The sequence below is a fragment of the Pseudoduganella sp. GW821-FHT11H04 genome, from assembly GCF_058807935.1.
In genome coordinates, this window is sequence record NZ_JBXARE010000020.1 from 68,406 (window position 1) to 93,912 (window position 25,507).

20 protein-coding genes and 1 tRNA gene are annotated in these 25,507 nt (G+C 59.4%); 7 read left to right on the forward strand and 14 right to left on the reverse strand.

Going from position 1 to position 25,507, the window contains the following annotated elements:
• The first annotated feature begins 10 nt into the window (after nucleotides 1-10).
• The gene (locus tag AC1RTP_RS26570) at nucleotides 11-1,828 is read left to right on the forward strand and encodes a DUF885 domain-containing protein (protein WP_498611643.1); all 1,818 of its coding nucleotides are present in this window, start codon (nucleotides 11-13) and stop codon (nucleotides 1,826-1,828) included.
• Between the two features lie 125 nt (nucleotides 1,829-1,953).
• Here AC1RTP_RS26570 and AC1RTP_RS26575 read toward each other — a convergent pair whose 3' ends face one another.
• Complete coding sequence (locus AC1RTP_RS26575) at nucleotides 1,954-2,397, reverse strand: acyl-CoA thioesterase (protein ID WP_498611644.1); 444 nt, start codon at nucleotides 2,395-2,397, stop codon at nucleotides 1,954-1,956.
• Nucleotides 2,398-2,544: 147 nt separating this feature from the next.
• Here AC1RTP_RS26575 and AC1RTP_RS26580 point away from each other — a divergent pair, with 147 nt between their 5' ends.
• Entirely contained in the window at nucleotides 2,545-3,966 is a 1,422-nt protein-coding gene (locus AC1RTP_RS26580; protein ID WP_498611645.1) for a sensor histidine kinase, read from the forward strand.
• Here AC1RTP_RS26580 and AC1RTP_RS26585 read toward each other — a convergent pair.
• Both AC1RTP_RS26585 and AC1RTP_RS26590 read right to left on the reverse strand, forming a co-directional pair.
• Nucleotides 3,910-4,215: an Mpo1-like protein gene (locus AC1RTP_RS26585; RefSeq protein WP_498611646.1), complete on the reverse strand. Its 306-nt coding sequence runs from the start codon at nucleotides 4,213-4,215 to the stop codon at nucleotides 3,910-3,912. The two genes, AC1RTP_RS26580 and AC1RTP_RS26585, sit on opposite strands and share 57 nt — an antisense overlap.
• A complete protein-coding gene (locus AC1RTP_RS26590) occupies nucleotides 4,190-4,825 on the reverse strand; it encodes an ArsR family transcriptional regulator (RefSeq protein ID WP_498611647.1) in 636 nt (211 codons plus the stop codon). The genes AC1RTP_RS26585 and AC1RTP_RS26590 overlap by 26 nt, the downstream gene beginning before the upstream one ends.
• 103 nt (nucleotides 4,826-4,928) lie before the next feature.
• Here AC1RTP_RS26590 and AC1RTP_RS26595 point away from each other — a divergent pair, with 103 nt between their 5' ends.
• Entirely contained in the window at nucleotides 4,929-7,700 is a 2,772-nt protein-coding gene (locus AC1RTP_RS26595) for a M16 family metallopeptidase (RefSeq protein ID WP_498611648.1), read from the forward strand.
• A gap of 80 nt (nucleotides 7,701-7,780) precedes the next feature.
• Here AC1RTP_RS26595 and AC1RTP_RS26600 read toward each other — a convergent pair whose 3' ends face one another.
• A complete protein-coding gene (locus AC1RTP_RS26600) occupies nucleotides 7,781-9,367 on the reverse strand; it encodes a right-handed parallel beta-helix repeat-containing protein (protein WP_498611649.1) in 1,587 nt (528 codons plus the stop codon).
• 116 nt (nucleotides 9,368-9,483) lie between these two features.
• Here AC1RTP_RS26600 and AC1RTP_RS26605 point away from each other — a divergent pair, with 116 nt between their 5' ends.
• The 4 genes from AC1RTP_RS26605 to AC1RTP_RS26620 all read left to right on the forward strand — a co-directional run bounded on the left by AC1RTP_RS26605 (nucleotide 9,484) and on the right by AC1RTP_RS26620 (nucleotide 13,017).
• On the forward strand, nucleotides 9,484-9,849 hold the full coding sequence (locus AC1RTP_RS26605; protein ID WP_498611650.1) for an MmcQ/YjbR family DNA-binding protein: 366 nt from the start codon (nucleotides 9,484-9,486) through the stop codon (nucleotides 9,847-9,849).
• 71 nt (nucleotides 9,850-9,920) lie between these two features.
• Nucleotides 9,921-10,358, forward strand: a complete 438-nt coding sequence (locus AC1RTP_RS26610) for a DUF4437 domain-containing protein (protein ID WP_498611651.1) — start codon at nucleotides 9,921-9,923, stop codon at nucleotides 10,356-10,358.
• Nucleotides 10,359-10,523: 165 nt separating this feature from the next.
• Nucleotides 10,524-12,074: an FAD-binding oxidoreductase gene (locus AC1RTP_RS26615; RefSeq protein WP_498611652.1), complete on the forward strand. Its 1,551-nt coding sequence runs from the start codon at nucleotides 10,524-10,526 to the stop codon at nucleotides 12,072-12,074.
• A gap of 91 nt (nucleotides 12,075-12,165) precedes the next feature.
• Nucleotides 12,166-13,017 carry an endonuclease/exonuclease/phosphatase family protein gene (locus AC1RTP_RS26620; RefSeq protein ID WP_498611653.1) on the forward strand — a complete coding sequence of 284 codons (852 nt, stop codon included), beginning with the start codon at nucleotides 12,166-12,168 and terminating at the stop codon, nucleotides 13,015-13,017.
• A 101-nt stretch (nucleotides 13,018-13,118) separates the two neighbouring features.
• On the opposite strand, the gene rpoC is transcribed toward AC1RTP_RS26620, so the two are convergent.
• The 10 genes from rpoC to AC1RTP_RS26670 all read right to left on the reverse strand — a co-directional run.
• Nucleotides 13,119-17,342 (reverse strand): DNA-directed RNA polymerase subunit beta', encoded by a 4,224-nt coding sequence (gene rpoC / locus AC1RTP_RS26625; protein ID WP_498611654.1) that lies wholly within the window; start codon nucleotides 17,340-17,342, stop codon nucleotides 13,119-13,121.
• A 142-nt stretch (nucleotides 17,343-17,484) separates the two neighbouring features.
• On the reverse strand, nucleotides 17,485-21,594 hold the full coding sequence (gene rpoB, locus AC1RTP_RS26630) for a DNA-directed RNA polymerase subunit beta (RefSeq protein WP_498611655.1): 4,110 nt from the start codon (nucleotides 21,592-21,594) through the stop codon (nucleotides 17,485-17,487).
• Nucleotides 21,595-21,784: 190 nt separating this feature from the next.
• Entirely contained in the window at nucleotides 21,785-22,159 is a 375-nt protein-coding gene (gene rplL, locus AC1RTP_RS26635) for a 50S ribosomal protein L7/L12 (protein ID WP_092281518.1), read from the reverse strand.
• A gap of 64 nt (nucleotides 22,160-22,223) precedes the next feature.
• On the reverse strand, nucleotides 22,224-22,721 hold the full coding sequence (rplJ, locus tag AC1RTP_RS26640) for a 50S ribosomal protein L10 (protein ID WP_028103002.1): 498 nt from the start codon (nucleotides 22,719-22,721) through the stop codon (nucleotides 22,224-22,226).
• A gap of 302 nt (nucleotides 22,722-23,023) precedes the next feature.
• Nucleotides 23,024-23,713: a 50S ribosomal protein L1 gene (rplA, locus tag AC1RTP_RS26645; protein ID WP_161027671.1), complete on the reverse strand. Its 690-nt coding sequence runs from the start codon at nucleotides 23,711-23,713 to the stop codon at nucleotides 23,024-23,026.
• Between the two features lie 2 nt (nucleotides 23,714-23,715).
• Nucleotides 23,716-24,147, reverse strand: a complete 432-nt coding sequence (rplK, locus tag AC1RTP_RS26650; protein WP_498611656.1) for a 50S ribosomal protein L11 — start codon at nucleotides 24,145-24,147, stop codon at nucleotides 23,716-23,718.
• Between the two features lie 91 nt (nucleotides 24,148-24,238).
• Nucleotides 24,239-24,835 carry a transcription termination/antitermination protein NusG gene (nusG, locus tag AC1RTP_RS26655; RefSeq protein ID WP_498611657.1) on the reverse strand — a complete coding sequence of 199 codons (597 nt, stop codon included), beginning with the start codon at nucleotides 24,833-24,835 and terminating at the stop codon, nucleotides 24,239-24,241.
• Nucleotides 24,835-25,218, reverse strand: a complete 384-nt coding sequence (gene secE / locus AC1RTP_RS26660; RefSeq protein WP_498611658.1) for a preprotein translocase subunit SecE — start codon at nucleotides 25,216-25,218, stop codon at nucleotides 24,835-24,837. The genes nusG and secE overlap by 1 nt, the downstream gene beginning before the upstream one ends.
• Nucleotides 25,219-25,254: 36 nt before the next feature.
• A tRNA-Trp gene (locus AC1RTP_RS26665) sits at nucleotides 25,255-25,330 on the reverse strand.
• A 78-nt stretch (nucleotides 25,331-25,408) separates the two neighbouring features.
• Nucleotides 25,409-25,507 (reverse strand): EF-Tu C-terminal domain-related protein (locus AC1RTP_RS26670; RefSeq protein WP_498610145.1); only part of this gene is annotated, 99 nt, incomplete at its 5' end.

A 25,507-nucleotide genomic window follows, 5' to 3' on the forward strand; every position in this document is an offset into this window, starting at 1 on the left:
CCAAAGACAAATGAAAACTCGTATCACCCTCGGCGCGCTGGCTGCCGCTGTTTTGCTGGCATATGCCCCTGTCCACGCCAATGCCGCCGCGGCCAAAACTGCTGCGGTTGCAAAAGCTCCCGCAAAGGGCAGTGAAGCGGCGAAGAAGCAGTTCTGGGCCCTGGCCGACGAGTACTACGATGCGATCGCCAAATACGATCCGGTCGGCGCCACGCAGAACGGCGACAACCGCTTCGACGACCAGTTGGGCACCGCCATCTGGCCCGCCACGCGCGCCAAGCAGTTCGACCTGTACCGCTCTTTCGGCAAGCGCCTGCAAGCAGTCCCGCGCGCGAAGCTGAACACCGGCGACCGCACCAGCTACGACGTGATGACCTATGAGCTGAAGACCTACCTGGCCTACGAACCATTCCCTGAGCACCTGCTGCCGATCGACCAGATGGGCGCCATGCCGGTCACGCTGGCCAACTTCTCCGGCGGCGACGCATCGCAGCCGCTGACCACGGTCAAGGAATACGAAGCTTACCTGAGCCGCCTGAACCAGCTGCCGGCGTGGATCGACCAGGCCATCGCCAATATGAAGGAAGGCATGGGCAAGGGCATCACCCAACCGAAAGCCATCATGGAAGCCGCGCTGCCGCAGTTCCAGAAGCTGGTCAGCGACACGCCTGAAAAGAATATCTACTTTACGCCGGTGAGCAAATTCCCGGCCGGCTTCAGCGAGGCCGACAAGCAGCGCCTGACCTCCGCTTACCGCACCGCCGTGGCCGACAAACTTAATCCAGCGCTGTCCAAGCTGTCCGCCTTCGTCGAGAAGGAATACATCCCGGCCTGCCGCACCAGCACCGGCTGGAGCGCGCTGCCGAACGGCGCATCCTGGTACAAGGCGCGCATCGCCGATTCCACCACTACCGGCAAGAGCGCGGAAGAAATCCACCAGACCGGCCTGCGCGAAGTAGCGCGCATCCAGTCCGAATATGCCAAGCTCGGACCGAAGCTGGGCTATAACGGCCCGGCTGCCGGCCTGCCGGGCTGGGTCGCAACACAGCCGAAATTCTTCCCATTCAAAACGGAAGACGAAGTGCTGGGCGTGTACCGCAAGCTGAACGACCTGCTGGACACCAAACTGCCATCGATGTTCACCCTGATCCCGAAGGCCAAGCTGGACCTGCGCCTGGAGCCTGAACTGAGCCGCGACACCGCTTCCGACCACTACACCGCACCAGCGCTGGATGGCTCGCGCCCTGGCGTGTTCTGGTCCGTGGTCACCGACCCGGCCAAGTACGGCAGCACCGGCATGAACACCCTGTTCCTGCACGAAGGCAAACCAGGCCACCACTTCCACATCGCCCTGATGCAGGAACTGGACATGCCGAAGTTCCGCAAGTTCGGCGGCAACACCGCCTTCACCGAAGGCTGGGCGCTGTATGCAGAAACCCTGGGCAAAGAAATGGGCCTGTTCGACGATCCAGCCCAATACTTCGGCCACCTTAACGACGAGATGTTGCGCGCCGTACGCCTCGTAGTCGACACCGGCATGCACGCCAAAGGCTGGAGCCGCGAGCAATCGATCAAATACATGACCGAAACCCTGGGCGATGAAAGCGTGGCGCGCAACCAGACCGAGCGCTACATGGCATGGCCGGCGCAAGCGCTGGCTTACAAAACTGGCGCCTTGAAAATCCAGGAACTGCGCGCGAAAGCCGAAAAAGCGCTGGGCAGCAAATTCACGCTGGCCAAATTCCACGCCATCGTCCTCGGCGACGGCACGGTCCCGCTCGCCCTGCTCGAATCCAAAGTCGACGCCTGGATCGCCGCCACCCGCTAACAGCCGCGCCCGTGTCACACCTTGGGGTCACACCCCAAGTGTGACACGGACTCAGCCAGCTACCACGCTTGTGCTCGTGTCACAGTTAGGGTGTGACCCCAAGGTGTGACACGGGCTGGGCTGTATTACTTTTTCAGGGCGTAGCGCTTGATGCGCTTGAGGACGAGCTCGGGTAGCGCTTTGATCTGCTTGGCGTGGTCGGCGAAAACAATTTGCTGGCGACCTACCGAGACGGGATGGCCATCGGCATGAAATCGGAATTCCAGCCAGAACGAACATTTCCTCACGTCGTAGGTATTTACTTCGCAAGAGACTTCCTGGAATGGGAAAGTCTCTTGCAAATAATCATTCTCGGCGTGTTTGGTGATAAATACTCCCTCTGCCTGCAGCATGTCGCGGGAAATGCAGTCATAAAACCATTTTTCCCTGCAAATGCCTTGCCATTCGAAATACCGCGCGAAATAGGTATTGCCGTAAGCGTTTGAATCCTTGAGGAAAATCGCGATTTTATGATGGAAAGTCATTTCGGCTGCTGCAGAGGCGTCAGGGGCTGGGACGTGCACGTACATAGGACTATTTCTCCATAAAAGTAAAACGGCTTAGTGCCAGCCCTTACTTTTTCTTATCTGCGCGCTGAACTCTTGATATTCCTCAATACTTGTCCAATTTCTTGACAATAAGCTGTTAACAATCTGTTCATCAGCTGAGGAAACACAATGTATGCGCTAATACCGGCATTGGTCTCAGCCCTGTTTATTGGATATGGGCTGTATGTGTTGCGCTCGCGCGGCCCGAACCGGGTCGGCCTGACCTTTTTCGCAGTGTGCGCCACGACCTTCTTCTGGCAGGCCACGTGGGCGCTGCTGTTCCTGACCGGCGACCAGGACACCGCCATGGTCCTGGCGCGCCTTGGCTACCTGCCCATCCTGTTCCTGCCCACCACGCTCTACCACTTCATCATCGAGCTGACCGGCAGCCGCGACGAAAAGCCCGGCCTCTACATCAGCTACCTGTTCGCCTGCGGCCTGGGCATTCTGCTGCCAACCACCGACTTGATGCTGGCCGGCCTGCAGCATTACTTCTACGGCGCCTATCCCAAGGCTGGCTTGCTGCATCCGCTGCACCTGGCGCAGACCGTGCTGGTGATTGGCCGCGCCGTGTGGCTGCTGTACCGCCGCCAGCAGCGCGCCGTGTCGACCGAGCGCACGCGGCTGCGCTATGTGCTGGTCAGCATCCTGATCTACTTCGGCGCCGCCAGCGATTACCTGTGCAACTACGGGGTGGAAATGTATCCGCCGGGCGTGGCCTTCATCGTGGCTTCGCTGGGACTGATCGCGCAAGCCATGGTGCGGCATAACCTGCTGGCCGATCCGATGGCTGCCGCCGCCACCATCGCGCATGAGATGCGCACGCCGCTGGCCAGCATCCGCAGCCAGACCCGCATCCTGGCGCGCAGCCTGCCGGAGCTGATCGCGGGCTACCGGCCGGAGCACCAGGGCGCCCTGGGTGCGCGCCAGCTGGAACACCTGGGCGAGATCGCCCGCAGCATCGATGCTGAAGTATCGCGCTCCAACTTCATCGTCGACATGCTGCTCGCTTCGGCGCGTGATGGCGTGATGAAGCGCGAAAGCTTCGCCGTGCATTCGGTCAGCGTGTGCGTGGACGAAGCGATGGCGTGCTATCCCTTCTCAGGCGCCGAGCGCTCGCAGGTGGGGGTGGCCATTCGCAACGAATTCAGTTTCCACGGTTCGGACGTTCTCTTGATGTTCGTGCTGTACAACCTGCTGAAGAATGCACTGCAAGCGGTGAAACTCAAAGGTGCCGGCGCGGTGGAAGTGGAATGCTTTTCGCGAGGCGAACTTAACTGGCTGGTGGTAACGGACAACGGCCAGGGCATCGCGCCCGACGTGCTGCCCCACGTCTTCGAGCCGTTCTACACCACACACTGCAGCGGCGGCGGCACCGGCATGGGCCTGGCCTTCTGCAAGCGTGTGGTGACGGCCTTCGGCGGCGAAATCGGTTGCGAATCGGAGGCGGGCCGCTACACGCGGATGGCAATCAGCCTGCCACGCACCCTGGCCTCACCACGCCACGCGTCCCGTCAGCATGTCGCGGAACATTACCCAATCGCCCATTAGGCTGAACAGGGGATATTTGAACGTGGCCGGGCGGTTGTGCTCGAAGAAGAAGTGGCCGGCCCAGGCGAAACCATAACCAACCACGGGCAGTAGCCAGAGCAGCGCCAGCTCGCCGGTGACCATGGCCGTCGCCACCAGCAGCAGCACGATGCAGGAGCCGACGAAATGCAGGCGGCGGCAGGTGCTGTTGGAATGCTCCTTCAGGTAGAAGGGGTAGAACTCCTTAAATGTCTGGAAACGCGTCTCCATGTTCATCCTCCGGGTGCACTTGCTTGATGATGTGATCGAGGTCGGTATCGTCGCCCAGCACGAACACCTTGCGTTCGGACAGCATCTTGAGGATGAATGGCTGCTCTTCACGCATGCGCCGCTGGAAGTCGTCGACCGAATACAGGTTGGGATTGATCTTGCGGCGCAGGAGTCGCTCGGCCACCGGCAGCCGGCTCAGCAACTCGCCATATGTCGTGTTCTCTCCGATCAGCAGCAGTTCGACCGGCACACTGACATCCTCGGCCTGCTTGAGCGTGCTGCCATACACGAATGCCACGCTGAGCTGCTTGCGCATCGGCGCCAGCGCGGAATTGAGCACGCTGACCAGGCCGAAAGTTTTCTTCACCAGGCTGGCCAGTTCGGCGTATACGAGGTTGTCTTTATTGGGGCGGAACTGGCGCACATTGCCGATGCGTTCGGAGATGATGAGCCCGGACTCGTGCAGACGCTTGAGCTCGCGCTGCGCGGATGCGCTGCCCAGCCCCGTCAGACGCATGATTTCATTGAGGTGGAATCCCTCATTCACGCGCACGAACAGTAAGCCCAACAGCTTTTGCTGGGCCGGTGTAAACAGGGCCGAAGCGATCATGAGCCAAATATTAGCATGGCCCTCACGCTGTCCCTAGCCAATTAGTAAAAAAGCATGCATCCTTACGGCCGAAGCCTTTACCCTTCAACCAATAAGGACCTCCATGAGCAATATCCTGCGCCTGGCCGTCGCCGCGGCTATCACCGTTGCAGCCACCATGCCTTCTTATGCCGCGCCGGCAGCCAAACCAGCAGCAAGCGCCGCGGCTTTCGACCTCAAACCCTACACCATCCCCTACAAGAAATTCGTGCTGCAGAACGGCCTGACGCTGATCGTGCACACCGACCATAGCGTGCCGCTGGTGGGCGTGAACATGTGGTACCACGTCGGCTCGCGCAACGAGAAGCGCGGCAAGACCGGCTTTGCCCACCTGTTTGAACACTTCTTCTTCAATGGTTCGGAAAACTATCCGCACGGCTTCCGTGAAGCGATGGACGACCTGGGCGCCTCCAACCGTAACGGCACCACCAACAACGACCGCACCAACTTCTTCGAGGATGTGCCGGTCTCGGCACTGGAGCGTACGTTGTACCTGGAAGCGGACCGCATGGGCTTCCTGGCCAATTACATTTCCAAGGAAATGCTGGAGCGTGAACGCGGCGTGGTGCAGAACGAGAAGCGCCAAGGCGAGAACCAGCCTTACGGCCGCGTATGGGACGAACAAGTGCAGCGCATGTATCCTTTCTCCCACCCATATTCCTGGCCGGTGATCGGCTCCATGGACGACCTGAACGCCGCTTCGCTGGAAGACGTGAAGGAGTGGTACCGCACTTACTACGGCCCGAACAACGCGGTGATCTCGCTGGCCGGCGACATTACGCCGGAACGCGCGCTGGAGCTGGTGAAAAAATACTTCGATGGCATTCCGGCCGGCCCGGCCCTGATCCGCACCGACAATTGGGTGCCCAGCCTTGACCGCACCATCCGCGACACCATGCAAGACCAGGTGCCGCAGGTACGCATCTTCCGCAGCTACCACATTCCGGGCTGGGGCGAGGCCGATGCCGACCGCCTGGAGCTGTTTGCCGCTGTGCTTGCGGGCTCCAACAGCGCGCGCCTGAACAAGCGCCTGGTGTTCGAAAAAGGCATGGCGACCGGCGTCAGCGCGGGCGCGGATGCCAGTGAAATCGCCGGCACCTTCCTGATCATGGTATCCGTCAAGCAGGGCGTCGATCCGGCCGAGGCGGAGCGCGAAATGGACGCGGTGCTGAAAGAGCTCCTGGACAAGGGCCCTACCGCCGCCGAACTGGCGCGCGTAAAGACTGGCAGGTTCGCCGCCTTCTCGCGCAAGATCGAACGCCTGGGCGGCTTTGGCGGCCGCAGCGACGTGCTGGCCGAGTCCATGACTTTCGGCGGAGCGCCTGACGCCTATCTGCATAGCATGAAAACCCAGGCCGATGCCCAACCGGCCGACGTCAAGGCCAGCGCCGACAAATGGCTGCGCGCAAACCACTACACCATGGTTGTGTCGCCGGTCGCCAAGCTGGCTGCGGGCGCTACCCAGATCGACCGCAAGGTGCTGCCAAGCCTGAACACCGCGCCGGAAGTCGGCTTCCCGTCCATGCAGCGCGCCACGCTGTCCAACGGGCTGAAAGTGATCCTGATGGAGCGCCATAGCGCACCGATCGTCAACGTCGCGCTGGCGGTCGACGCCGGCGCCGCTTCGGACACCCCGGCCAAGGCCGGGCTGGCGATGATGGCGCTAGATAGCCTGAACAAAGGCACCAAGCTGCACGACACCTTCCAGCTGTCCGACGCCCTGGAATCGCAAGGCGCCAACCTGCTGACCAATACCACCGCCGACCAGTCCGTGGTGCGCCTGAACGCCACCGCGCCGAACCTGAAAGCTTCGCTGGACCTGATGGCCGAAGCCGCCCTGACGCCTACCTTCCCTGAAGACCAGGTCAAGCTCCAGAAGCAGCGCCGCCTGGCGCAGCTCGGACAGGAGAAATCCAACCCGTTCTCTCTCGCGCAACGCACCGGCGCCTTCGCCGCTTACGGCAGCGACAGCGCTTACGGCCGTCCTGCCAGCGGCTATGAGAAAACGGTGGATGGCCTGACCCGCGCCGACCTGGTGCAATGGCATGCCGACTGGTTCAAGCCGGGCAGCGCCACCCTGGTGGTCAGCGGCGACACCACGATGGAGAAGCTGAAGCCTATGCTGGAGGCGACCTTCGGCAAATGGAGCGGCGGCAGCGCTCCGGCCAAACAGGCCACGCCGGCGGCCAGCCTGTCGAACAAGCGTGTCTACCTGATCGACAAGCCGGATGCGCCGCAGTCCGTCATCATCGCCACCCACCTGTCGCAAACGCAGGGCCAGCCGGAAGACCTGGCGATGGAGCCGGTGATGCAGAACTTCGGCGGCATGGCCACTTCGCGCCTGAACCGCAACCTGCGCCTGGACAAGCACTGGAGCTACGGCGTGTACGGTGGCCTCAATAATGTGCGCGGCCAGCGCGCGTTCTCGATCAACGCACCGGTGCAAACCAACAAGACCAAGGAGTCCATGCTGGAACTGGCGAAAGAGATCAAGGACATCGCCGGCGCCCGTCCGATCGCAGGCGAGGAGTACCAGAGCATCATGCGCAATATGACTTCGCGCATGGCTGGCCGCTTCGAAACCCTGAACTCGCTGGAGAACGCTGCCCTGATGTCGGTCAACCAGAACCTGCCGCAGGATTACTGGTCCAACTATGCCGGCAATATCGGCAAGCTGGGCGAGCAGCAACTGGCCGCAGCCGCGCCGAAATACATCAAACCGGAGGAAGTAGTCTGGGTGGTGATCGGCGACGTCAAGAAGATCGAACCAGGCATCCGTGAATTGAACTGGGGCGAGATCGTGCGCCTCGACGCCGATGGCAAGCCGCTGAACTAAGCTGTTCCTCCAGCCCTACGCCTGAGCCCGTGTCAACCTCGGGGTCAGGCTCTTTGGTTGACACGGGCTCGGCCGTAGTCCTAGTTCTTGTAACTGTTCTCGCGGAATTTGGTGGTGGCGAACCAGCGCTCTACCAGTGCGTCCGCCTTGCCCTCAGCCGACACACTGGTTGGATAGCCGTGGAAGCTGTTCTCGCCCCACACCATGGCGGCGTAACTGCCTTCCTTATTCTTGGTACGGTACAGCACGCCTTTATTGCTGGTGTTGATGAACTGGTTGCCATGCAACTCGACGGCATTCGGACTCTTGAAGTCTCCATTCTCGATCAGCGGCGTGGCCTCATGCGCGACGATCAGGTTATCGATTACCAGTGCCGTGTCGACACCCGCCATCATGATCGCGCGGCGCCCGTCGTTGATGCTCAGGTTCGATTCCACCAGAACACCTTCCGCCGTGGCGCGATTGCCCAAGCCATCACGGCCGCAAGCGCAGAACAACATCATGCCGCCGGCATTGTCGTGGCTATAGTTCGCATGGAAGCGCGTGTTGCGCGTACCCATGTCGGCATCGAATGCCATGCCGTCGCCAGGTTCGATTTCTTCACGATGGCGGACGCCGTACACCTCGTTGTACTGGAACAGGGCGTCGTCAGTATTGATGGCCCAAGCTCCCGCACTGTTGCCGGGAGCGCGCATCCAGATGTCGTACAGCAGGTTCGCTTCCACCCTGGGCGCCACCGCGGTGCGCACGACCACGCCATCGCCGCCGATATTGTGGATCTTATTGTTGCGGATCACGAAGCGGGTCGAAGGAAAGAAATCGCTGGAAGCTTGCGTGCCGGCGGCCTTCAGGTATTCGGCGTTGCCTTTGTAAGGAGCGAAGTCGCCGCAAGGTGCGCCACGCTGGCGGCACATCCACGCCGAGCGATTGGACACGCCAATGCCATCCACCTGATAGACCTCGCTGTTTTCGATCAGCACATCATCGAAGCTGGTCTTTTTCTGCTTGCTGCCCGCGCGCTCCTGCGTACGCGTCACAGTGAATAGTATGCCGCCGGTCTCCTTGTATGCCAGCTCGCGGCCCGGCACATCGTTCAGGTAGCCGCGCACGTGGTGCACGTAGACATCGTTAATGCGGTAATGGTGACCAACGCCGAAATCTTCCAGCTGCACCAGCAAGCCAACACGGCCCGCTTCCGCCAGGCCGTCATTGCTCAGCTCAAGGCTATTGATCTCCCAATGCTCGACGTTCTGCAGATGCAGTGCTGCCTGGCGCACCACGCCATCGTCGGCGGTGCACAGCGAGTGGTAAGGGCTGATGCCGCTGGCGGTCTTACGGGCTTCGGTCTGGTATTGGTCGGGATCGGATTGCGCGGCACGACAGCCTGCAGCGATGACAGGACGGCCTAAGCTGCGCTCGCCATAAGCATCCACCACGATAGGCGCGCCCGGCTTGCCTGAGCTGCCGGCTTGCGGCTTGAAGCTGCCGTGGCAAGTCATGCCTCGCTTGAACAGCACTTGCGTTCCGGGCTGCAGCTGCAATGCGTTCAGCTGCTCCAGGCGATTCAAGGGCCGGCGCAAGCTGCCATCCACCTTGTCGGCGGTCGAGGAGCAGTCGATATGCAAAGTCTTCGCCGCCGCCAGCGCATCGGCGCGCCAGCCGGCCATGATTAACGCCACTGCAAACACCGCAAACCGCATAGCCTGCCTCGCCAATATGATAACGTTATCTTCAAGTCTAGCCGGAAATGCAGAGGGAGGTCAACAACGTTATCATTTCCCGCATGAACACCTCCCAATTGAAAGTGCACTGTGGCGGATTGCCCGGCGCCGAAAGCCTGCTGCACGCGTCGCCGGTAAACGTGCTGAGCTATAAGGTGGGCGGAAAAACTTTCGCCTACTTCAAGACCAGTGAGCCTGAGCAATGGCGCTTCAGCTTCCGCACGACACCGGACCGCTTCCTCGAACTGACAGGCATGCCCAGTGTGAAGCCTGCCCGCTATATGGGGCGCTACCACTGGGTCACCATCGTCGATGTGCGGCGCTTCCCGGCCGATTACCTGGTAGAACTGGTGCAGTGGTCCTACGATAAAGCCCTGTCGTCGCTATCGAAAGCAAAACAGCGCGAGGCCCTCGGCATGCCCTTGTGAAATGGTGCGGATGGGCTATAACTTAAGCCTGGATTCCCGCTTCCCCACCACCTCCAACAAGGAGCGCCATCATGAAGACCAAGGCATTTGCGGTATTCGCGGTTTCCACCCTGCTGTGCGCCGGCGCGCTGGCGAAAGACATGGCCAAGGACGATGTCGTCTGGCCAGCCGACAACGTCAAATGGGAGGCCGGCCCCGTTGCCGGCACGAAGGTCGCCAAGCTTTGGGGCGACTGGATGAAAGGCGGCCCCTACGGCGTGATGGTGAAATTCGACGCCGGCCAGATCAATGCCCTGCACCACCATACGCACGCACTGAAGATCGTGATCATCTCTGGCACCTTCACGCATAAAACCGACGGCGGCATGGAAACCAAGCTCGGCCCGGGCTCCTACCTGATGCAAGCCGCCGGCAAAAAACACGTCAGCGGCTGCGCCGCCGGCGCCGAATGCACCTTCTTCATGAGCTCCGACGGCAAATTCGACATGCTCGACGATTCCAAGAAGTAGCCCTCACAAAATGTCCACCTTGGTTCCTGACCCCAAGGTGGACATTTCTCAAGAACATTTCCCTTCGTGACAAAGCACGCCTTTTGCGGCGGGCCTAATGCTGTAGCGTTACCGGGCTGACCTGTTTTCACCGTCTGACCACCTACCAACAAGAAAGGCAGAACCATGAAGAAAACAGCATTCCACCCGCTGCGCAAACTCGCTCTTGCCGGCAATCCCAACCGTCCGCTTCTCGGCGCGAAGACTTATACACCGCCACTCACCGCCTATCTTGAGGAACACGGCATCAGCCCTGCCGCCTTCCAGGCCTTGACGAAGAAGTTGAATGGGCAGGTTGTCACGCCATTTGATCCGCCCTATTCCAGCGGGCGCATGGACAGCGATAACGCCTTCAACCGCTACCCGCTGATGATCGTCTACTGCACCGGCAGCGCGGACGTGGTCGAGAGCATCAAGTTCTGCAACGACCAGAATCTCGCTGTCTGCATGCGCGCTGGCGGTCACAGCACCGAGGGCTATTCCGTACAGGATGGCCGCGTGCTGATCGACGTCTCCCAAATCAAGGGCATCTTCGTCGACGAGGCGGGCATGACGTCCACGGTCGGCGCGGGCGTCACCTGGGGCGAGTACAACCAGGAATTGAATGCCTACGGCCTGCACAATCCCGGCGGCAGCTGCAACTCGGTCGGCATGGCCGGCTACACGATGGGCGGCGGCTACGGCTACACCAGCATGCGCTGGGGTATCGCCTGCGACAGCCTGATCGAGGTGCGCATGGTGACGGCGACCGGCGAAATCGTGACCGCGAATGCGAAGTCCAATCCCGAGCTACTGTGGGCGCACCAGGGCGGCACTGGCGGCAACTTCGGCATCGTGGTCGGCATGAAGTACCAGCTGCAAAAGCTGAAAGACGTCTGGCCCATCCAGGTCAACTGGCCTATCGATGACGCGGCCAAAGTGCTGAAGACCTGGCAGGACAAGATGACCAAGACGCTGCAGGATCTCGACCTCGGCCTGCTCGGTTTCCTCGCCGTCGAAGAGGTGCCAGGCAAGGCGCCAGGCGGCGAGAGCTGCACCATCAACCGCCCCTACTTCTGTATCCGCGGCATTTACTCGGGCGCCAGCAAGGAGGCAGCGCAAGCGGCCATGCAACCGCTGCTCGATATCGGCACCCCAAGCTTCCCCGCCGGTCCGCTGTGGCAGCGCCAGATCCCGTACGCCGCGGCCAACGAACACTTGCTCGATAATGTCGAAGGCATCATTCCGGACACGATCAAGGAAACCAAACGCTGCGCTTATATCGAACGCGCGCTGAGCGAGCAGGAATTCCAGAAGATGGTCGATTACTTCAAGACCAGCCCCAATCCCTACAACATCGTATCGATGGAACCCTACGGCGGCGCGATAAACAAAGTGGCGCCGCACGAAACAGCTTTCGTGCACCGCAACGCCTACTTCGACATCTTCACCGATTCGTTCTGGATGCAGGACAGCGAAAAAGCCGAGGCCTTCCGCTGGCTGAAGGACTACTACGAGTCGCCGGAGATGAAAGGCCTATGGTCCAACCGCTACTACCAGAACTATGTGAATGCCGAATACAAGGACTGGCAGCACGGCTACTTCGGTGAGAACTACGACAAGCTGCAACAAGTGAAATCGCAGTGGGACCCGGAGAACCGCTTCCGCTATCAGCAGAGCATCGAGCCCGCAAAATAATTGGCCACTTGGGGGACATAATTTGAGGCCACGGTGTGGCCTCAAATTTTCCGTCGCATATACTGGTGGGCCCGACTTTCCTTCTTGGAGCATGATGACGACCCGCCGCCGTTTACTGCAACTGACTTTCCTGGCAGTTCTCGCCCCCTCAGCTTTTGCGCAGCAGGATGCCACGCTGAATATCGCCACCTATAACCTGCGCATGAACACCGCGAGCGACGGCCTCAACGCCTGGCCGCAGCGCAAGGAGCTGGTCAAGAGCCTGGTGCGCTATCACGATTTTGATGTGTTCGCGACGCAGGAAGGGTTGCCGGACCAGATCGCCGACCTGGACGGCATGCAGGAATACGCGCACGTCGGCGTCGGCCGCGATGATGGCAAGCATGCCGGTGAACACTCTGCCATCTTCTACAAGCGCCAGCGCTTCACCTTGCTGCGTCATGCCGATTTTTGGCTGAGCCAGACGCCTGATCGCCCCTCGCTGGGATGGGATGCCACTTGCTGCCACCGTATCGCATCCTGGGCGCAACTGCAGGACCGCCAGACTGGCCGCAAGTTCTACTTCTTCTCGGTTCACTTCGACCACGAGGGCGAGCTGGCGCGGCGCGAATCGGCCAAGCTGATGCTGCGAAAGGTCAAGGAAATTGCCGGCTCCGAGCCGGTGATCGTGGCCGGCGATTTCAATTCCGTGCCGGAGACTGAACAGGTCGGCACAATGAAGTCGCAACTGGCCGATGCATTCGATATCAGCGCAAAGCCAGCCTATGGCCCGGTTGGTACATTCAACGGATTCAAAATCGATAGCCCGCTGAAAGAGCGTATCGACTACATCTTCGTCAGCCCGCAAGTGAAGGTATTGGACTACGCAACACTGACCGATTCTTTCCACGGCCGCTTCCCATCCGATCATCTACCGGTACTGATCAAGGCCAAGATTAACTGACGAGCTCGTGTCAACCAAAGAGCCTGACCCCACGGTTGACACGGGCTCGGCCATAAAAAAACGCCACCCGTGGGTGGCGTTTTTGCTGGCGTTGAAGCGGATTACGCTTCGTCGCTGTGGTGCGGTTCGTCCGCTGGCAGTTCGGCCACGATGGCGGCGCGTTCTGCTTCCAGCAGCGCTTTGCGCTCTTCGGCTTCCCACACTTCCTTCTCTTTGCGGGCGCGGTGGAAGGCCAGGCCGGTACCGCCTGGGATCAGACGGCCAACGATGACGTTTTCCTTCAGGCCGCGCAGACCGTCGCGCTTGCCCATGATCGCTGCTTCGGTCAGCACGCGGGTGGTTTCCTGGAACGATGCCGCCGAGATGAAGGAGTCGGTCGACAGCGATGCCTTGGTAATACCCAGCAGGACGTTTTCGTAGGTTGCTGGAATCTTGTTCAAGGCGTTGACCTTGTCGTTTTCTTCCAGCAGCTCGGAACGCTCCACCTGCTCGCCGACGATGTAGTCGGTGTCGCCGGCGTTGGTGATCTGCACGCGGCGCAGCATCTGGCGAACGATCACCTCGATGTGCTTGTCGTTGATCTTCACGCCCTGCAGTCGGTACACGTCCTGCACTTCGTCAACGATGTAGCGTGCCAGCGCTTCGATACCCAGCAGGCGCAGGATGTCTTGCGGATCGGCCGGGCCGTCCACGATCATCTCGCCCTTGTTCACCACCTGGCCGTCGTGCACCAGCACTTGCTTGTCCTTGGTAATCAGGAACTCGTGCTTGTTGCCGTCCATGTCGGTGATTTCCAGACGCTGCTTGCCCTTGGTTTCCTTACCGAAGGCCACGGTACCGGTGACTTCCGCCAGCATGCCCGCGTCTTTCGGCGAACGTGCTTCGAACAGTTCAGCCACGCGTGGCAGACCACCGGTAATGTCACGGGTCTTCTGCGATTCGGTCGGGATACGCGCCAGAACCTCACCCACGGACACTTGCTGGCCGTCTTTCACCATGATCAGTGCGCCGACCTGGAAGCCGATCGCTACTGCGTGTTCGGTGCCGGCGATCTTCACTTCAGCGCCGTCTTCGTTCAGCAGTTTCACCTGTGGACGCAGGGCCTTGCCTGGGGAACCGCGACGCTTGGCGTCGATCACCACCAGGGTTGCCAGGCCGGTCACGTCGTCGACCTGACGAGCTACGGTCACGCCTTCTTCGACGTTCTCGAAGCGCACGGTACCGGCGTACTCGGTAATGATCGGACGGGTCAGCGGATCCCAGGTTGCCAGAGGAGCGCCGGCCTTGATGACCATGCCATCCTTAACGATCAGGGTCGCGCCGTACGGCACCTTGTGACGCTCGCGCTCACGGCCGTGGTCGTCGGTAATCAGCACTTCACCGGAACGGGAAATGACGATCTGTGCGCCCTTGCCGTTGGTGACGTAACGCATCGTGGCGGTGAAGCGCACGGTGCCGTTCGACTTGGCTTCAACCGAGGATGCCACAGCTGCACGCGATGCCGCACCACCGATGTGGAAGGTACGCATGGTCAACTGGGTACCAGGTTCACCGATCGACTGTGCTGCCACAACACCGACTGCTTCGCCGGAGTTGACCAGCATGCCGCGGCCCAGGTCGCGGCCGTAGCACTTGGCGCACAGGCCGAAGCGGGTGTCGCAAGTCAGCGGGGTACGGACTTTGACTTCGTCCACGCCCATGCGTTCGATGTCTTCCACCATGTCTTCGTCCAGCAGGGTGCCGGCTTCGTACACGGTAGCCTGGGTCTCTGGGTTGACGATGTCGGTGCCTGCCACGCGGCCGAGGATACGGTCGCGCAGGGCTTCGATCACTTCACCACCTTCGACCATCGCCTTCATCAGGGTGCCGTTGGAAGTGCCGCAATCGTCTTCGATCACCACCAGATCCTGGGTCACGTCGACCAGACGACGGGTCAGGTAACCGGAGTTCGCGGTCTTCAGCGCGGTGTCGGCCAGACCTTTACGAGCGCCGTGGGTCGAGATGAAGTACTGCAGAACGTTCAGGCCTTCGCGGAAGTTCGCGGTAATCGGGGTTTCGATAATCGAGCCGTCTGGCTTAGCCATCAGACCACGCATACCGGCCAGCTGGCGAATCTGTGCTGCGGAACCACGCGCACCGGAGTCGGCCATCATGTAAATCGCGTTGAACGATTCCTGGGTCGACTTGGAGCCGTCGCGACGGATCACGTCTTCGACTTTCAGCTGATCCATCATCGCCTTGCCGACTTCATCGGAGGTCTTGCCCCAGATGTCGACGACCTTGTTGTAACGTTCGCCGGCGGTGACCAGACCGGAAGCGTACTGCTGCTCGATCTGCTTCACTTCCGCTTCGGCGGTGGCGATCATGGTCGCTTTGACGTCCGGTACCAGCATATCGTCCACGCAGATGGAGATACCGGCACGGGTTGCCAGGCGGAAGCCAGACTGCATCAGCTGGTCAGCAAACACCACGGTAGCGCGCAGGCCGCACTTGCGGAAGGAGGTGTTGATCAGCTTGGAGATCTCTTTCTTCTTCAGCGAACGGTTCAGTACGCTGAATGGCAGGCCCTTCGGCAGGATCTCGGACAGGATGGCACGGCCAACGGTGGTTTCGTAACGGGTCAGGGTACGCACGAACTCGCCGGTCGCTGGATCTTTTGGATTCTCAACGATACGTACGGTGATGCGGGTGGCCAGTTCGACTTCCTTGTTGTCGTAAGCACGGATGACTTCGGACACGTCCGGGAACATCATGCCTTCGCCCTTGGCGTTGACTGCTTCGCGGGTCGCGTAGTACAGACCCAGCACGATATCCTGGGAAGGAACGATCGATGGTTCGCCGTTCGATGGGAACAGGATGTTGTTCGAAGCCAGCATCAGGGTGCGGGCTTCCATCTGTGCTTCGATCGACAGTGGAACGTGGACTGCCATCTGGTCACCGTCGAAGTCAGCATTGAATGCTGCGCAGACGAGCGGGTGCAGTTGGATCGCTTTACCTTCGATCAGCACAGGCTCGAAAGCCTGGATACCGAGACGGTGCAGGGTTGGTGCACGGTTCAGCATGATCGGATGTTCGCGGATCACTTCTTCCAGGATGTCCCACACCACTGGCTCTTGCACTTCGACCAGCTTCTTGGCGGCCTTGATGGTGGTCGCGAGACCCATCAGTTCCAGCTTGTTGAAGATGAATGGCTTGAACAGTTCCAGGGCCATCAGCTTTGGCAGACCGCACTGGTGCAGTTTCAGCTGTGGACCCACCACGATCACGGAACGGCCGGAGTAGTCGACGCGCTTACCCAGCAAGTTCTGACGGAAGCGGCCGCCCTTACCTTTGATCATTTCAGCCAGCGACTTCAGCGGACGCTTGTTGGCGCCGGTCATCGCTTTGCCGCGACGGCCGTTGTCCAGCAGCGAGTCAACCGCTTCTTGCAGCATGCGCTTTTCGTTGCGCGTGATGATCTCTGGAGCACGCAGCTCCATCAGGCGTTTCAGACGGTTGTTACGGTTGATGACGCGGCGATACAGGTCGTTCAGGTCGGAGGTCGCGAAGCGGCCGCCATCCAGCGGGACCAGTGGGCGCAGTTCCGGCGGCAGCACCGGCAGCACTTCCATGATCATCCAGTCCGGCTTGATGCCGGAACGCTGGAATGCTTCCAGCACTTTCAGGCGCTTGGCGTACTTCTTGATCTTCGCTTCGGACTTCGATTCCTTCAGTTCCACGCGCAGGGCTTCGGCATCGCGGTGGATGTCGATCGAGCGCAGCAGTTCGCGGATACCTTCAGCGCCCATGAAGGCGGTGAAGTCGTCGCCGTACTCTTCGTACTTGGCGGCGTAGTCGTCTTCCGACATGATCTGGCACTTCTTCAGCGGGGTCATGCCTGGATCGGTCACAACGTATGCTTCGAAGTACAGGACGCGTTCGATATCGCGCAGGGTCATGTCCAGGACCATACCCAGACGCGACGGCAGCGATTTCAGGAACCAGATGTGCGCAACCGGCGATGCCAGTTCGATGTGGCCCATGCGCTCACGGCGCACTTTGGCCAGGGTCACTTCAACGCCGCACTTTTCGCAGATGACACCGCGGTGCTTCAGGCGCTTGTACTTGCCGCACAGGCATTCGTAGTCCTTGATCGGGCCAAAGATCTTGGCGCAGAACAGGCCATCGCGCTCTGGCTTGAAGGTACGGTAGTTGATGGTTTCTGGCTTTTTAACTTCGCCATAGGACCACGAACGGATTTTCTCAGGAGAGGCCAGACCGATCTTGATCGCGTCGAACGACTCGTTTTGCTGTACTTGCTTGAATAAATCGAGCAGGGCTTTCATGTATCACTCCAGATAGTGATGAATTCTTTACTTACTTAAACCGGTAAACCGGTGTCAGACCCTCAGGGTCTGACACCCGATACGCGGCAGCCGCGGGGCGCCTGGTGTCTGACCCTGTGGGTCAGACACCGCTTTGCCGGTTTTAGTTGCGTTCCAGGTCGATATCGATACCCAGGGAACGGATCTCTTTCACCAGCACGTTGAACGATTCCGGCATGCCGGCGTCGATCACGTGGTCGCCCTTGACGAGGTTTTCGTACACTTTGGTACGGCCGTTCACGTCGTCGGACTTCACGGTCAGCATTTCTTGCAGCACGTAGGACGCGCCGTACGCTTCCAGTGCCCACACCTCCATCTCACCGAAGCGCTGGCCGCCGAACTGGGCTTTACCACCCAGAGGCTGCTGCGTCACCAGGGAGTAAGGACCGGTGGAACGAGCGTGCATCTTGTCGTCGACCAAGTGGTGCAGCTTCAGCATGTGCATCACGCCCACGGTGACTTTGCGCTCGAACGCTTCGCCGGTGCGGCCGTCGTACATGGTGACCTGGTTCTTGGACGGGGTCATGCCCAGGTGCTTGGCGATATCGTCCGGATACGCCAGGTCCAGCATGCGGCGGATTTCCGATTCGTGCGCGCCGTCGAACACCGGAGTCGCGAACGGCACACCCTTCTTCAGGTTGAATGCCAGCTTCATGATCTCGTCGTCGGACAGGGAAGCGATGTCTTCCTTGGCGCCGGACTCGTTGTACACGGTGGTCAGGTACTTGCGCATCTCTTCGACTTTGATCTGCGCTTGCAGCATTTCGCCGATACGGATGCCCAGGCCCTTCGCTGCCCAACCCAAGTGGGTTTCCAGGATCTGGCCCACGTTCATACGGGACGGAACGCCCAGTGGGTTCAGCACCACGTCTGCCGGGGTACCGTCAGCCATGTATGGCATGTCTTCCACCGGCACGATACGGGAGACAACACCCTTGTTACCGTGGCGGCCCGCCATCTTGTCGCCGGACTGCAGGCGGCGTTTAACGGCCAGGTAAACCTTGACCATCTTCTGCACGCCAGGCTGCAGTTCGTCGCCCTGGGTCAGCTTCTTGCGCTTCTCTTCGAAGGCCAGGTCGAACTGGTGACGCTTCTCGGCGATGGATTCCTTGATGGCTTCCAGGGCCTTGGCCATGTCTTCGTCGGCAGGACGGATGTCGAACCAGTGGAACTTGTCCAGGTCGTCCAGGTAGTCCTTGGTGATCTTGGCGCCTTTGGCCAGCTTCTTAGGGCCGCCGTTGACAACTTGGCCGATCATCATCTTTTCCAGACGCTGGAAGGCATCGCCTTCCACGATACGCATCTGGTCGTTCAGGTCCAGGCGGTAGCGCTTCAGTTCATCGTCGATGATCTGCTGGGCGCGCTTGTCGCGTGGGATGCCTTCGCGGGTGAAGACTTGCACGTCGATGACGGTACCAACCATGCCGGATGGAACGCGCAGCGAGGTGTCTTTCACGTCGGATGCTTTTTCGCCGAAGATCGCGCGCAGCAGCTTCTCTTCCGGGGTCAGCTGGGTTTCGCCTTTCGGGGTCACCTTACCGACCAGCACGTCGCCGGCTTGCACTTCAGCGCCGATGTACACGATGCCGGATTCGTCCAGGCGAGCCAGTTGGTTCTCAGCCAGGTTCGAAATATCGCGGGTGATTTCTTCCGCGCCCAGCTTGGTGTCACGGGCGACAACGGACAGTTCTTCGATGTGGATCGAGGTGTAACGGTCGTCTTTAACGACGTTTTCCGAGATCAGGATCGAGTCTTCGAAGTTCAGGCCATTCCATGGCATGAAGGCCACGGTCATGTTCTGGCCCAGTGCCAGTTCGCCCAGGTCGGTCGATGCGCCGTCGGCGATCACGTCGCCTTTGGCAACACGGTCGCCCACTTTGACGATAGGACGCTGGTTGATGTTGGTGTTCTGGTTGGAACGGGTGTACTTGATCAGGTTGTAGATGTCCACACCGACTTCACCAGCCTGTGCTTCTTCATCGTTCACGCGGATCACGACGCGGCCCGCGTCGATGTAGTCCACCACGCCGCCGCGCAGTGCCTGCACGGTGGTGCCGGAGTCGACCGCCACGGTACGTTCGATACCGGTACCGACCAGCGCCTTTTCAGGACGCAGGCAAGGTACGGCCTGACGCTGCATGTTGGCGCCCATCAGTGCACGGTTCGCGTCATCGTGCTCCAGGAATGGAATCAGCGATGCTGCAACGGAAACGATCTGGCCTGGAGCAACGTCCATGTACTGCACGCGCTCCGGGGATACCAGGATGGTTTCGCCGGCTTCACGCGACGACACCAGTTCGTCCACCAGCTGGCCTGCATCGTTGATCTTGGCGTTTGCCTGGGCAATGATGTAGCGGCCTTCTTCGATGGCGGACAGGTAGTCGATCTTGTCGGTGACCTTGGAGCCTTCAACCTTGCGGTATGGGGTTTCCAGGAAGCCGTATTCGTTCAGGCGGGCGTACAGTGCCAGCGAGTTGATCAGACCAATGTTCGGGCCTTCAGGCGTTTCGATCGGGCACACGCGGCCGTAGTGGGTCGGGTGAACGTCTCGCACTTCGAAGCCTGCGCGTTCGCGGGTCAGACCGCCAGGGCCCAGCGCGGATACACGGCGCTTGTGGGTGATTTCCGACAACGGGTTGGTCTGGTCCATGAACTGCGACAGCTGGGACGAACCGAAGAACTCACGGATAGCAGCCGAGATCGGCTTGGAGTTGATCAGGTCGTGCGGCATCAGGTTGTCGGCTTCGGCTTGGCCCAGGCGCTCCTTGACGGCGCGTTCAACGCGCACCAGGCCGGCGCGGAACTGGTTCTCGGCCAGTTCGCCCACGCAACGTACGCGGCGGTTACCCAGGTGATCGATATCGTCGACTTCGCCGCGGCCATTGCGCAGCTCAACCAGGATCTTGATCACGGCCAGCACATCTTCGTTCGACAGGGTCATGGCGCCGGTCAGTTCATCGCGGCTGATGCGGCGGTTGAACTTCATGCGGCCCACGGCCGACAGGTCGTAACGGTCAGGGCTGTAGAACAGGCCGTTGAACAGGGCTTCCACCGACTCTTCGGTTGGCGGTTCGCCAGGACGCATCATGCGGTAGATCGCTACGCGGGCAGCGGTCTGGTCGGCGGTGTCGTCGATACGCAGGGTCTGGGAGATGTAGCCGCCCTGGTCCAGATCGTTGGTGTACAGGGTCTGGATGGTGTTGATGTTGGCGTCGCGCAGCTTGCCCAGGGTTTCCTCGGTCAGCTCGTCATTCGCCAAGGCCACCACTTCGCCGGTTTCCTGGTCAACGATGTTCTTGGCCAGTACGCGGCCCAGCAGGTAGTCTTCCGGCACGGAGATGTGCTGGATGCCGGCTGCTTCGATTTCGCGCACGTGCTTGGCGTTGATACGCTTGTCTTTGGTGACGATGGTCTTGCCCGACTTCGGGTCAACGATGTCGAAGCGCGCGACTTCGCCGCGCAGGCGTTCGGACACGAACTCCATCTCTGCGCCTTCCGAACGCAGGTTGAAATTGTCGAAGACAAAGAAGTTCGCCAGGATCTGTTCCGGGGTCATGCCGATCGCCTTCAGCAGGATCGATACAGGCATCTTACGGCGGCGGTCGACGCGGAAGTACAGGATGTCTTTCGGATCGAACTCGAAGTCCAGCCAGGAACCGCGGTAAGGAATGATACGTGCCGAGAACAGCAGCTTGCCGGACGAGTGGGTCTTGCCGCGGTCGTGCTCGAAGAACACGCCTGGCGAACGGTGCAGCTGCGAGACGATGACACGCTCGGTACCATTGATCACGAAGGAACCGGTGGTCGTCATCAGGGGCAGTTCGCCCATGTAGACTTCCTGTTCCTTCATTTCCTTCACGACCGGCTTGGTTGGCGATTCCTTGTCCAGGATCACCAGGCGCACTTTGGCGCGCAGCGGGGAAGCGAAGGTCAGGCCGCGCAGTTGGCACTCCTTGACGTCGAACGCCGGGTCACCCAGGACGTAGGACAGGAATTCCAGACGGGCGAAGCCGTTGTGGGAAACGATTGGGAAGATCGACGTGAAAGCCGATTGCAGGCCTTCGTTCTTGCGTGTTGCAACAGGAGTGTGCTCTTGCAAGAAGTTCTCGTAAGACTCGAGCTGGGTAGCCAGCAAGAACGGAACGTTGTGGACGTTGGCGCGTTTCGCAAAGGACTTGCGAATGCGTTTCTTCTCAGTAAATGAGTAGTGCATGGACACTCCGTGTGAGACAGGAAAAGGTAGAGAATTCAGCGTTGCGGGCGCGCTTCGCAAGACTCAATTCACTATAAAACAACAACAACTACTTCACAGACGACAAAGGAGCCAAGGGCGGACCCACCCTTCCGGGTGAGATCCGCCGCATTGGCTTCCTAAACTAAGGCAGTCACCCGCCTTGGTTCAATTACTTCAGATCGGCCTTGGCGCCAGCTTCTTCCAGCTTCTTCTTAGCGGCTTCAGCGTCAGCTTTCGACAGGGCTTCTTTCACGGTCTTCGGTGCGCCGTCAACCAGGTCTTTGGCTTCTTTCAGGCCCAGACCGGTGATTTCGCGAACAGCCTTAATCACGCCAACTTTGTTAGCGCCGACTTCGGACAGAACCAGGTTGAATTCGGTCTGCTCTTCAGCAGCAGCAGCAGCGCCGCCGCCAGCAGCAGCAGGAGCTGCCATTGCAGCTGCGGACACGCCGAATTTTTCTTCGAATGCCTTAACCAGTTCGTTCAGGTCCATTACGGACATTTCGGATACTGCGTTCAGGATGTCGTCTTTGGAAATTGCCATTTGAAACTCCTAATTTGTTTGTAGTACTACAGAATTGGTATTGACTAAGAAACTAAGCCAGCGATTAAGCGGCTTCGGTTTCTTTTTTGGCTGCCAGAGCAGCCAGGCCACGTGCAAAGCCCGACACCGGAGCCAGCATAACGCCCAACAGCTGCGAAATGAGGACTTCACGGGAAGGAATGCTCGCCAGTGCGGTAACGCCAGCTACGTCGAGCTGCTTACCTGCATAGTTACCAGCCTTCAGGACCAGTTTGTCGTTGGTTTTAGCGAAGTCGGCGAGGACTTTCGCTGCAGCAACAGCATCATCCGAGATCGAGTAGATCAGCGGACCGGTCATGGAATCGGCCAGAGCGGCGAATTGCGTGCCTTCTACTGCACGACGTGCCAGGGTGTTCTTCAGAACACGGATGTACACGCCTTGCGCACGCGCATTGGCACGGAGTTTAGTCAAGTGACCAACCTGGATGCCACGGTACTCGGCCACAGCGATAGTTTGCGCAGTTGCTACTTTTGCGGAAACTTCGGCTACGACGGCCTTTTTGTCATTCAGATTGAGACCCACGGTCTATCTCCTTAAATAATGCTTGGCTTACGCTTCGCATCGGTTCGAACAACGGCGTCCGAGGTTTAGGAGTCAAAGGGACTACATAAACTTGTTCGGGATCACCATCTGCGCTGGGAGCCTTCGCTATTAACCCAGAGCCTACCTGATGCTCCGAGCCCAACGGTCTTTGAAGGTCTGGCGACAGCTTGCACCGCCGCCCACCCAAAGATCCGCCTACCCTTCCGGATAGGACTTAATTTAATACAGCGGTATCAGGGGCCAACACGCTGCGCGTGTCAGCACCTGACACCGAAAAGTTCTTACAGGCCAGCGTGGTCTACGCGTACGCCAGCGCCCATGGTGGACGACAGGGATACTTTGCGCAGGTAAACGCCTTTCGACGATGCTGGCTTAGCCTTGTTCAGTGCGTCGATCAGGGCAACCAGGTTGCTCTTCAGATCTGCGTCAGCGAACGATTTACGGCCGATGGTGGCGTGAATGATACCAGCCTTGTCGGTACGGTACTGAACCTGGCCGGCTTTCGCGTTTTTAACCGCAGTAGCGACGTCAGGGGTAACGGTGCCAACTTTCGGGTTAGGCATCAGGCCACGTGGGCCCAGGATCTGGCCCAGGGTACCAACGATACGCATGGTGTCTGGGGAAGCGATCACGATGTCGAAAGGCATGTCGCCGGCTTTGACGCGCTCAGCCAGGTCTTCCATACCAACAACGTCAGCGCCGGCAGCTTTAGCTTGCTCAGCCTTGTCGCCGGTTGCGAACACAGCAACGCGAACAGTCTTACCGGTGCCAGCTGGCAGAACCACGGAACCACGTACAACCTGGTCGGACTTCTTAGGGTCCACGCCCAGTTGAACGGACACGTCGATCGATTCGTTGAACTTGGCGGTAGCCAGTTCTTTGATCAGAGCAACAGCGTTGTCGAAAGCGTACACTTTGGTACGGTCAACTTTAGCCTTGATGGCTTGAGCGCGCTTGGACAGTTTTGCCATGATTAGATGCCCTCTACGGTGATGCCCATCGAACGTGCGGAACCAGCGATGGTGCGAACAGCAGCATCCAGGTCAGCAGCGGTCAGGTCCGGGGTCTTCAGTTTAGCGATTTCTTCAGCTTGTGCGCGGGTCAGCTTGCCTACCTTGTCGGTATGTGGCTTAGGCGAACCTTTTTGCACGCCGGAGTGCTTCTTGATCAGGAAGGTTGCTGGAGGAGTCTTCATCACGAAGGTGAAGGACTTGTCCGCGAACGCAGTGATCACGACTGGGATTGGCATGCCTGGTTCCATACCTTGGGTCTGCGCGTTGAACGCTTTGCAGAATTCCATGATGTTCAGACCGCGCTGGCCCAGTGCTGGACCGATTGGAGGGGATGGATTTGCCTTACCAGCTGGAACTTGCAGCTTGATAAAGCCAATGATTTTCTTTGCCATTTGGGCACTTCCTATCGTTGGATTGAGTAGTAGCGCCCCGCACGCGGCGGGGCTCCTCTTGGTTTTGCCAGCTTAGACGCGCTGGCAGGCGTTAAACTTTTTCAACCTGGCCGAACTCGAGTTCGACAGGCGTTGCGCGGCCGAAGATGGTGACAGATACACGCACCTTGGATTTCTCGTAGTTGACTTCCTCGACGTTGCCGTTGAAGTCGGTGAACGGACCATCCTTGATGCGGACTTGTTCGCCCACTTCGTACAGCACTTTTGGACGCGGCTTTTCCACGCCTTCCTGCATTTGCTGCATGATCTTGTCGATCTCACGCGCAGGGATCGGAGTTGGCTTGTTCGACTTGCCGCCGATGAAGCCGGTCACTTTGCTGGTGTTTTTCACCAAGTGCCAGGTCTCGTCGGTCATTTCCATTTCCACCAGAACGTAGCCCGGGAAGAAGCGGCGCTCGGTAACGGACTTCTGACCGTTACGAACTTCAACGACTTCTTCGGTCGGCACCAGGATCTGGCCGAACTGTTCTTGCATACCGGCGCGCTCGACGCGCTCCGTCAGGGCGCGCTGAACGCTCTTCTCCATACCGGAGTAGGCGTGCACGACGTACCAGCGCTTGTTGCTGACCGGGGTCGACACAGGCGACTGCTCAGGCTGACCCGGCTCGTCTTGTACAATTTCGCTCATTATTTCTTCCAACCCAGGATGAGGTCGTACAACACAAATTCGAGGATCTTATCCGTGCCCCACAGGAAGATCGCCATGACCAGCACAAAAGCGAAGACGATCAGAGTGATCTGACGGGCTTCTTTGTGGGTCGGCCAAACTACCTTTTTGGTCTCGCGAACGGATTCTTTCGCAAAATTCAGGAAATCACGACCAGTAGCAGAGGTATACGCGATGCCGGCGGAAATGAGCAAACCAACCACAAGCGCGGCTGCCCGCACAGGGGTTGGTTTACCGGTCAGGATGAAGAATCCGACCACGCCTGCAATCAACGCCACAACTGCCAACACGACTTTGAGCTTATCGCTCGTCGTGCTAACGGTTTGCACGGATTGATTAGACATTTAACTTTTACTTTCGGTGCCCTGCACCAGATTCGGTGGCAGGGGCGGAGGGCATCGAACCCCCAACCTTCGGTTTTGGAGACCGACGCTCTGCCAATTGAGCTACGCCCCTACGTAAAACTTTACAGTGAATCCGTAATTCTAGCACCCATCAGCGATGGGCGCTAGTCTTGGCTGGATTCTTTTCGCCTTAGCCCAGGATCTTGGCTACGACGCCCGCGCCGACGGTACGGCCGCCTTCACGGATTGCGAAACGCAGACCTTCTTCCATAGCGATCGGGGAGATCAG

Bases quoted from the DNA above. Each gene is read 5' to 3' on its own strand.
- AC1RTP_RS26570 (WP_498611643.1), top strand. From the start codon at position 11: ATGAAAACTCGTATCACCCTCGGCGCGCTGGCTGCCGCTGTTTTGCTG.
- AC1RTP_RS26575 (WP_498611644.1), bottom strand. From the start codon at position 2,397: ATGTACGTGCACGTCCCAGCCCCTGACGCCTCTGCAGCAGCCGAAATG.
- AC1RTP_RS26580 (WP_498611645.1), top strand. From the start codon at position 2,545: ATGTATGCGCTAATACCGGCATTGGTCTCAGCCCTGTTTATTGGATAT.
- AC1RTP_RS26585 (WP_498611646.1), bottom strand. From the start codon at position 4,215: ATGGAGACGCGTTTCCAGACATTTAAGGAGTTCTACCCCTTCTACCTG.
- AC1RTP_RS26590 (WP_498611647.1), bottom strand. From the start codon at position 4,825: ATGATCGCTTCGGCCCTGTTTACACCGGCCCAGCAAAAGCTGTTGGGC.
- AC1RTP_RS26595 (WP_498611648.1), top strand. From the start codon at position 4,929: ATGAGCAATATCCTGCGCCTGGCCGTCGCCGCGGCTATCACCGTTGCA.
- AC1RTP_RS26600 (WP_498611649.1), bottom strand. From the start codon at position 9,367: ATGGCCGGCTGGCGCGCCGATGCGCTGGCGGCGGCGAAGACTTTGCAT.
- AC1RTP_RS26605 (WP_498611650.1), top strand. From the start codon at position 9,484: ATGAACACCTCCCAATTGAAAGTGCACTGTGGCGGATTGCCCGGCGCC.
- AC1RTP_RS26610 (WP_498611651.1), top strand. From the start codon at position 9,921: ATGAAGACCAAGGCATTTGCGGTATTCGCGGTTTCCACCCTGCTGTGC.
- AC1RTP_RS26615 (WP_498611652.1), top strand. From the start codon at position 10,524: ATGAAGAAAACAGCATTCCACCCGCTGCGCAAACTCGCTCTTGCCGGC.
- AC1RTP_RS26620 (WP_498611653.1), top strand. From the start codon at position 12,166: ATGATGACGACCCGCCGCCGTTTACTGCAACTGACTTTCCTGGCAGTT.
- rpoC (WP_498611654.1), bottom strand. From the start codon at position 17,342: ATGAAAGCCCTGCTCGATTTATTCAAGCAAGTACAGCAAAACGAGTCG.
- rpoB (WP_498611655.1), bottom strand. From the start codon at position 21,594: ATGCACTACTCATTTACTGAGAAGAAACGCATTCGCAAGTCCTTTGCG.
- rplL (WP_092281518.1), bottom strand. From the start codon at position 22,159: ATGGCAATTTCCAAAGACGACATCCTGAACGCAGTATCCGAAATGTCC.
- rplA (WP_161027671.1), bottom strand. From the start codon at position 23,713: ATGGCAAAACTGTCCAAGCGCGCTCAAGCCATCAAGGCTAAAGTTGAC.
- rplK (WP_498611656.1), bottom strand. From the start codon at position 24,147: ATGGCAAAGAAAATCATTGGCTTTATCAAGCTGCAAGTTCCAGCTGGT.
- nusG (WP_498611657.1), bottom strand. From the start codon at position 24,835: ATGAGCGAAATTGTACAAGACGAGCCGGGTCAGCCTGAGCAGTCGCCT.
- secE (WP_498611658.1), bottom strand. From the start codon at position 25,218: ATGTCTAATCAATCCGTGCAAACCGTTAGCACGACGAGCGATAAGCTC.